This is a genomic window from Longimicrobium sp. (assembly GCF_036387355.1).
Classification (GTDB): domain Bacteria; phylum Gemmatimonadota; class Gemmatimonadetes; order Longimicrobiales; family Longimicrobiaceae; genus Longimicrobium.
In genome coordinates this window covers 1-6,613 of sequence record NZ_DASVTX010000329.1, presented here as the reverse complement: position 1 = coordinate 6,613, position 6,613 = coordinate 1, and the positions used below count along the sequence as shown (strand labels likewise).

The following is a 6,613-nucleotide window of genomic DNA, read 5'->3' as shown; positions in this document are numbered from 1 at the left end:
TCTATCAGCGTGCGTCCTTCCCGTCAACCCCTCGGCTTCACCAACTTTTTCGCTTTCGCAGAACCAGTCGTGCGCCGAACTCCTTCAATCTACTGGGGTTGCGCCGAACCGTCAAGGGGCGTTTTTCAGAACTTTTCCTCCACCCGCCCCGCCGCCGCCATTCAGGCGACAGCCCTCCATGATATCAGCCTCGACCCTCACCGTCAACCCCTGTCCGGAACCAGCTTCGGCGTCGCTTCGGCCGGGGTTCCTTGAGGGGCGCCAAGTATAAGCGGCTCCCCGGAACAGGTCAAGGGCTTTGTTCCGGCCGTGTCACCGGCGCGGCACATCCGCGAAACGGAAACCGAGGACCGGCGATGGCAACTGGCCTCACGCGCAGGACGCGGGTGCAGAGCCGAGGTCGCGGGGGAACTCATGGGGACGGCGGAGATAGTGGCGCGCGGTGTGTTGGGGTTCAAACCCACTTGGGCGGAGGGAGACTCGCGCCGGCGGGAGCTGCGGTCGGCACCACACCGTTGCGCGAGGCTCCCGTAGCGGGCGGGGAGACCCCGCAGGCGCGGCGCACGGCACCTTCCGGAACGCGCCACGGCACGTCCGCGCCGAGGAGGCTCGCCGCCCCCGCGGAGGAGACGGACGGGACAACAGCAGTACCGTTGGCCCGGCTGGCTCCGGAGCGGTCCCCCCGCATCCCCCGCATCCCCCGCATCCCCCGCATCCCACCTACCCGAAACGCACGCCGCTCGCCACTGCCCCGCCCTCTCGCTATTCTATGCCCCATGAGCACTGACAAGGAAAACGACCCGCCCATCGTGGTGGTGGGCGCCGGGGCCGCGGGGAGCATGGCCGCCATCTTTGCCGCCGCGCAGGGGCGCCGCACGCTGCTGGTGGAGCGCACGCGCGATGGCGGAAAAAAGATCCTCATCAGCGGGGGCGGGCGGTGCAACGTGCTCCCCTCGCGCGTGGACCCGGCGCAGTACTTTACCGAATCGTCGCGCAACACGCTCAAGAAGATGCTGCTCTCCTGGCCCCTTGCCGAGCAGCGGCGCTTTTTCGAGGAAGAGCTGCGCATTCCCCTCGCGCTGGAGCAGGAGTCCGGCAAGCTGTTCCCGCGCAGCAACCGCGCGCGCGACGTGCGCGACGGGCTGCTGGACTACGCCCATCAGCAGGGCGTGGAGCCGGTGTTCTCCAGTTCCGTCGTCGCACTGCGGCCCCCGGCGGACTCGTCCACCTGGACGGTGGTGCTGGACGGGGGACGCGAGATCGCCGCGGCGGCCGTCGTTCTGGCCACGGGCGGGCTGTCGGTACCCGCCACCGGGAGCGACGGAACGGGGTTCCGCCTGGTGCGGCAGCTCGGGCACACGGTTCACGACACGTACGCCGCCCTCACGCCGCTGACGACGGATCCCGCGGTGCACGCGGAGCTCGCGGGCGTTTCGCTGGAGGTGCGGCTGGAGGCGCCGCTCGCCAGGGGGACGCTGCAGGCGAGCGGGGGATTTCTCTTTACGCACCGCGGCTACAGCGGCCCGTCGGTGCTGAACGTGTCGCACCTCGCCGTGCGTTCGGCGGGCGATCCCGCGCGGCGCGTTCCCGTCCACGCGCAGTGGACGGAGATGGACGCGGGCGCGTGGGACACGCTGCTGCGCGAGCCGGGACCGGGGGAGATCGGCGGGCTGGTGCGCCGCCGCCTTCCGCAGCGCCTGGCGGACCGGCTGCTGGAGGAGGCCGGCGTGGACCCGTGGCGCACCCGCTCGCAGCTTCGCCGCGAGGAGCGGGCCCGGCTGGTGGAGGTGCTCGCCCGCTATCCCCTTCCCTGGACGGGGGATGAGGGCTACAAAAAGGCCGAGGTCACCGGCGGCGGCGTGCCCCTGGCCGAGGTGGACGCGCGGACGATGGAGAGCCGCGTGGCGCCGGGCCTCTTTCTCTGCGGGGAGATCCTGGACTGCTTCGGGCCCATCGGCGGCTACAACTTCTGCTGGGCCTGGGCCACGGGGCGCGCGGCGGGGCTGGGCGCGGCCGCATCCCTGGAAGGACGCGCATCGTGAACGGCGGACCGGAGATCATGGAGAACGACGCGGAAGCGCGGCTGCGGGCGGAGTTTCCCGTCGTGGTGGAGGTGCCGGTGGTGTGGGCGGAGATGGACTACTTTCGCCACGTGAACCACGCTGTCTTCTTCACCTACTTTGAGAACGCGCGCATTCCGTACCTGCAGCGCATCGGGTTCCGCGAGCTGGGCGAGGGGCGCATGGTGGGCCCCATCCTGCAGTCCGCCCAGGCGCGCTACCGCCGCCCCGTCACCTATCCCGACACGCTCGCGGTGGGCGCGCGGACGACGGAGCTGCGGGAAGACCGCTTTACGCACGAGTACCAGGTCGTGAGCCGCGCGATGAACGACGTCGCGGCGACCGGGAGCGGCGTGCTGGTGGCGTACGACTACGCCGGGGGGCACAAGACGGCGCTCCCGCCCGAGGTTCGCGCGGCGCTCCTGGCGCTGGAAGGCGGCCGGCTTCCGGACGGCTGACCGCCCCGTCGCGACGGACAGGGCGGAACGGTGCTTGCGGATACTTTACATCTAAAGGAGTCGCATGCCTGACCATCCCATCCCTCCCGCCACGCGCCTGTGGGTGTCGGTCGCGCGGACGTACCGGCACGTGTCGCGCAGGCAGGCGCGCGCGCTGGCGGAAATGGGACTGTCGGTGCCGCAGTTTGACGTGCTGGCCACGCTGGTCCGCTCGCCGGAGTGCGGGCTGCGGATGGGTGAATTGAGCGAGCGGCTGCTGGTGACGGAGGGGAACGTGACCGGGCTGGTGTCGCGGCTGGAGAGTGCCGGCTTGGCGCGGCGCGGGCCGGACCCGGCGGACGCGAGGGCGGTGCGCGTGCAACTCACGGAAGCGGGACGGGCGCGGGCGCAGGCCGCGGTTCCGGTGGTGGAGGCGGAGCTGGACCGTGCCTTCGGCGGGCTCTCGGAAGCGGAGATGCGGAAGGTGCAGCGGCTGCTGCGAAGGGCGCGGCGCGAAGGGCCGTGAAGAGGGCCGGCGGCGGGCGCGGGGCCCGGGCTGGGACGCAGTCAACCGGAAGGGGAGGGCCGATGGCGACCCACGTACTGGTGGTGTACTACAGCGCCTACGGGCACATCGCCAAGATGGCGCAGTCCGTGGCGGAAGGCGCGCGGGCGGAAGGCGGAACCGAGGTGCGCGTGGTGCGCATTCCCGAACTGGAGGAGGCGCGCCGGGCCATGTCCGGCCAGGAGTGGTACACCAAGGCGCAGGAGGCGCAGGCCTCCATTCCCGAGGCCACGCACGACGACCTGCGCTGGGCGGACGGCATTGTGTGGGGCATGCCGACGCGCTACGGCAACATGCCCGCGCAGGTGAAGCAGTTCCTGGACACCACGGGCGCGCTCTGGCAGAACGGCGAGCTGGAAGACAAGGCGACCGGCATCTTTACCAGCACGGCGACGATTCACGGCGGGCAGGAAGCCACCATCCTGACCGGCCTGGTGCCCCTGCTGCACCTGGGGATGATCTTCGTGGGAACGCCGTACGGGCAGAATCCGCACATCCTGACGACGGACGGCATCGGCGGCTCGCCGTACGGGCCGGGGACGCTGGCCGGCGGCGACGGATCGCGCCAGCCCGAGGAGCGCGAACTGCTGACGGCGCGCAACCTGGGCAACCGGGTGGCCAAGGTGGCGTCGCGGCTCAAGAGCCTGCGCGCCACCCAGCCGCATGGCCAGCAGCCGGACGCGCCGCAGTACGAGGGCCAGTGAGGGGAACTGCGAGGGAATAGGGAATAGGGAATAGGGAATAGGGGGACGGACGGGGGTGATCGACCTCCCGTTCGTTCCCTTTTTCTTTGTGCCTCTGTGTGAGCCCAGTCCGCTGCCGTTCCCTGCGGTCTCCGCGTGAGATGCAGTTCTTGAGGTGACGCGGAACGAGAAGCGGCCCCCAGCGTGCGTGCCGGGGGCCGCTTTGTATGTCAGGAAACCTGCAGGCGGATTACAGCCGCTTGGGCTCGCCCTCGACCGTGGCCGGGACGGCGTCGGCAAGCACGCCGGGCGCCGCGGGGGCCTGCTGCAGGTAGTTCTGCTGCGGCGCGCCCGCGATCGACTGCTCGTCAAGGCCGTTGATGGCCCGCTTGAAGTCGCGGATGCCCTTGCCCATGCCCGTGGCCAGCTCCGGGAGGCGCTTGGCGCCGAACAGAAGAAGCATGACGCCGAAGATGAGAACCAGCTCGCCGAAACCAAGTCCGAAAGGCATGGGAACCTCCCTGTGTCCGTGAATGTGCGGCAGTCCGCGAAAACGAACGTACCCTGGCACCCGGGGCCTCGGTCCGTTCCGAGCCTGCCCGTCCAATGGGGGTGCCGTATCGCCGCGATCAATCTAACCCTGAACCGCTCGCGCGACAACCCGGCCACCCCCGAATCCGCAAATGCGGAAACCTCTGTGGGACTTCGCCTTACAGCGCGGGGGAAGGCTTCCCCGCCCCCGCCGCCCGTACGCTCAGCGCCGTCCCGCGCCGCCCGCGGGCGCCGGAGCCGCTCCGGCGCCCGCCGCGGGAGCCGCCGCCGCCGGCGCACCGGCCACCTCGCGCGGGGTACGCCCGCCCAGGCGGTCGCGGGCCACGTACTGCGCCATGCTGGCCGGGTAGCTCACCGTGCGCGGGTCGCCGTCGCTGATGTAGCGGTTGCTGGCGTCCGCCGCGTACCGCCGCAGCTGCGCCTCCAGCGCGCCCGGGGCCACGATGAAGCGGTCCACCGAGTGCGGGTCCCACCGGTTGTCGAAGGGCGACACGTTGGGCCCGCCCGACACCTCGAGCACCACTTTGTTCTCATAGCGCTTGCCGTTGCGGTACGTCCCCGTCCACGCCGCCGACCGCTCGCGCGGCCACATGCCCAGCGGCAGCGCAAAGGTCACGATGTCGTAGTCCGCCGGCAGGTACGCCTTGATGCTGTCCTCGCCGATGCCGATCCAGTCCATGGCCTGCTGCGCGCTGCTGGCGCGGTCCAGCCGGGCGTGGTAGAGCGTGTGGTTGCAGATCTCGTAGTTGTTCTGCACCAGGAACTCCATCTTCTTGCGGATGGTGGCCTCGCGCTGCTCGCGGGGCGTGCCCTTGTCGGGCGTCTCGCCAAAGAAGTTGGAGGGGTGCTGCGCCGCGGGCAGAATGCACATCACCATTCCCGCCGTGCCCCACGCCGGGTTCTGCCGCTTGAACGCCTCAAAACTCCCCACCATGGTGTTGGGGTCCACCTCGCCGGCGGGTGTCATGTAGAACTGGCCGCGGGTGGCGTCGTCCAGCGTAAAGACCACGGGCGAGGTGCCGGCCGGAATGTCGATGTTGCCTTCCAGCACCTGCCGCATGGTTACCGGGCGAAAGCCGGCGGCGTACAGCGCCTGCAGGTCCTTGCGAAAGTTGGCCAGCGTGCGCACGAATTCGCCCTCGGGGCTGCCGGTGCGGTGGTACTCCAGCACCATGATGCGCCCCATCTCGTTGGGCGGCGCGTTGACCGTCGGCCCCGCGGGAAGGCCGGTCACCGGGCCGCCCGCGGTCTGCTGCGGAGCGGCCTGCGCGGCGCCCCTGGCCGAGTCGGCGCCCGGAGCGGCGGCCGTGGCCGCGCCGGCGGAACCGGCCCCCTTGGCCGCCCCCTTGTCACCCTCGTCACCGCCGCCGCACGCGGCCAGCAGCGCAACCAGCGCCACCGCGGCGGCGGCGCGGCCCCCATCCTTGAAAATCGACATGTTGTCCGGCTGTAGACGCTGGATTCTGGACGATTGCCCCCGCCGTGGCGGGGCCGCGGGCCGATGCACGCGGAATCGGCCGGGTGCGGGAGCAAGCTTCGTGCGCGCCGCTCCTAGTCCGCCGGAAGGCGCGGCAGCAGCGTGGCCGCGCACCGCGCCATCGTGCGCTGGTACACCATGCGGGCACGCAGTTCGGGAAGGCCCAGCGTTTCCACGTAGTGCTGCACGGCCCGGCTGGGGTCGGCGTACTCGTGCTCGTCCATGAGCCCGATGAACTGCGTGGCGTACTCCATGTGCGCGTTCACCAGCGCCTCCTCGGCGCGGGCGGCGGCCAGTTCCAGCCACAGCTGCTCCTCGTCGCTGCGCTGCTTCTGCCGCTGGATGTAGCGCATGGCGCCCATGGGGGTGGCGTAGCGCCAGTCCCATCCCCATCCGCGGTGCCCCTCGCGCTGCAGGTCGTCGGCCACCTCGCGCTCGCTCAGCAGCGCCACCGCCCGCGTTCCTACCGCCTCGGCGTCTTCGCCCTGCAGGTCCATGCTCTCGATGTAGCGCTCGATGGCCTCGTCAAACGGCATGCGCGGCGCCAGCACCCCCACCAGGTCCAGCGCCAAGTTGGCGTGCACGTCAATGAGCGCCTCGCGCGCCAGCGCCTCGGTGCGCTCCAGCTTGCGGGCCAGCTCCGCGGGAATGCGCTGCGCGAACAGGGAAACGGTTGCCATGGTGTGGGAAGCGGTCCGTCAGGGAAGGTCGGCGCGCCCCCGGTGGGCGCGCCGGTCGGGGGATCAGGCGTAGCCGTACAGGGCCAGCAGCAGGAGCAGCGACCCGAACGCGATGCGGTACCAGGCGAACGGCACGAAGGTGTTGCTGGAGACGAAGCG

8 protein-coding genes are annotated in these 6,613 nt (G+C 70.7%); 5 read left to right on the top strand and 3 right to left on the bottom strand.

What is annotated here, in order from left to right; genetic code table 11:
• The 5 genes from VF665_RS14670 to wrbA all read left to right on the top strand — a co-directional run.
• The coding region (locus VF665_RS14670; RefSeq protein ID WP_331054186.1) for a hypothetical protein at nucleotides 1–255 on the top strand (255 nt) is incomplete at its 5' end.
• A gap of 521 nt (nucleotides 256–776) precedes the next feature.
• Nucleotides 777–2,042 carry an aminoacetone oxidase family FAD-binding enzyme gene (locus VF665_RS14665; protein ID WP_331054185.1) on the top strand — a complete coding sequence of 422 codons (1,266 nt, stop codon included), beginning with the start codon at nucleotides 777–779 and terminating at the stop codon, nucleotides 2,040–2,042.
• Nucleotides 2,039–2,518, top strand: coding sequence for a thioesterase family protein (locus VF665_RS14660; protein ID WP_331054184.1), 480 nt, complete (start codon nucleotides 2,039–2,041; stop codon nucleotides 2,516–2,518). The genes VF665_RS14665 and VF665_RS14660 overlap by 4 nt, the downstream gene beginning before the upstream one ends.
• A gap of 64 nt (nucleotides 2,519–2,582) precedes the next feature.
• Nucleotides 2,583–3,023 carry a MarR family transcriptional regulator gene (locus VF665_RS14655; RefSeq protein WP_331054183.1) on the top strand — a complete coding sequence of 147 codons (441 nt, stop codon included), beginning with the start codon at nucleotides 2,583–2,585 and terminating at the stop codon, nucleotides 3,021–3,023.
• 62 nt (nucleotides 3,024–3,085) lie between these two features.
• Complete coding sequence (gene wrbA / locus VF665_RS14650; protein ID WP_331054182.1) at nucleotides 3,086–3,766, top strand: NAD(P)H:quinone oxidoreductase; 681 nt, start codon at nucleotides 3,086–3,088, stop codon at nucleotides 3,764–3,766.
• Between the two features lie 229 nt (nucleotides 3,767–3,995).
• Here wrbA and VF665_RS14645 read toward each other — a convergent pair whose 3' ends face one another.
• The 3 genes from VF665_RS14645 to VF665_RS14635 form a co-directional block, all read right to left on the bottom strand.
• A complete protein-coding gene (locus VF665_RS14645) occupies nucleotides 3,996–4,256 on the bottom strand; it encodes a twin-arginine translocase TatA/TatE family subunit (protein ID WP_331054181.1) in 261 nt (86 codons plus the stop codon).
• Nucleotides 4,257–4,499: 243 nt separating this feature from the next.
• On the bottom strand, nucleotides 4,500–5,735 hold the full coding sequence (locus VF665_RS14640; RefSeq protein WP_331054180.1) for a hypothetical protein: 1,236 nt from the start codon (nucleotides 5,733–5,735) through the stop codon (nucleotides 4,500–4,502).
• A gap of 113 nt (nucleotides 5,736–5,848) precedes the next feature.
• Complete coding sequence (locus VF665_RS14635; protein WP_331054179.1) at nucleotides 5,849–6,454, bottom strand: hypothetical protein; 606 nt, start codon at nucleotides 6,452–6,454, stop codon at nucleotides 5,849–5,851.
• Nucleotides 6,455–6,613 lie beyond the last annotated feature (159 nt).